Source organism: Mesorhizobium sp. M7A.F.Ca.CA.002.05.1.1 (genome assembly GCF_003998335.1).
In the GTDB taxonomy this organism is placed as follows: Bacteria; Pseudomonadota; Alphaproteobacteria; order Rhizobiales; family Rhizobiaceae; genus Mesorhizobium.
Genome location: NZ_RZQI01001399.1, coordinates 1 through 942 on the forward strand (window position 1 = coordinate 1; position 942 = coordinate 942).

Here is a 942-nt window from a genome sequence, read left to right on the forward strand (position 1 = left end):
CCGTTCATGCGAAGACCGACTTCGCGATTGGTGAAACGGCCGCTGCTGCCGTGGATCGGCTCGCCGATCCGCCCGGATTTCACCGCTGCCGCGGCCTCGCAATAGCGCGGGTCGAACCGCAGGATGTGGCCGACCAACAGGCGCGCGCCGTTTCTCTCCGCCGCTCTAGCAATCGCCTTGGCAGCGGAAAGATCGTGAGCCATCGGTTTTTCGAGCAGCACCGGCTTGCCGGCATCGAGCAGCGTGCGGCAGACGTCTTCATGCAGCGTGTCGGGTGCCGCCACGATATAGGCGTCGGCGGCATTGGCGGCCAGCGCGGTGGCGGCATCGCGGAAATGCCGGGCACCGAAATCGGACGCGGCCTTGCTCCCCGTGGCAGCATTCGGATCAACGAATGCCGACAGTTCCGCGACAGGGCTCGCGGCAACCACCTGCGCATGCAGGAGGCCCATGTAGCCGGCACCGACAATGGCGATCTTCAGTTTGCTCAAAGGGTTCTCCTTACAGGCATGGTGCAAGGTTGAATGCTGGCCGGGGTGCGCAGGCTGGCGGTGTGATCGTGCGATCACCGAAGGCCAGCGTCATCACGTCTTCTTCCGTCGCCCCACGAGCCAGCGTGCCGACAGAGTGGCCTTCGCGCATGACGACGATGCGGTCGGCAACGCCGAGAACCTCGGGCAACTCGCTCGACACCATGAGGATCGCCGCGCCCTCGGCCTTCAATCTTGCGATCAGGTGATGGAGTTCGGACTTCGCGCCGACGTCGACGCCGCGTGTCGGCTCGTCGAGCAGGATGATCTTCGGTTTGGTGGCAAGCCATTTGCCGATGACGACCTTCTGCTGATTGCCGCCCGAAAGCTCGATGGTCATTTTGTCGGGCTGGGCCGGCCGCACGCCGAGTGAGCCGATGAGATCGCGGGCGAGTGCCAGGATGCGGCGAGG

General features: G+C 64.8%; 2 protein-coding genes. Both read right to left on the reverse strand.

Features of this window, described 5'->3' with window-relative positions:
- Positions 1-491: Gfo/Idh/MocA family protein (locus EN939_RS35875; RefSeq protein ID WP_164751589.1), on the reverse strand; the 491-nt coding region annotated here is incomplete at its 3' end.
- Between the two features lie 10 nt (positions 492-501).
- Positions 502-942, reverse strand: a 441-nt coding sequence (locus EN939_RS35880; protein WP_164751590.1) for an ATP-binding cassette domain-containing protein, incomplete at its 5' end; no start/stop codon positions are given.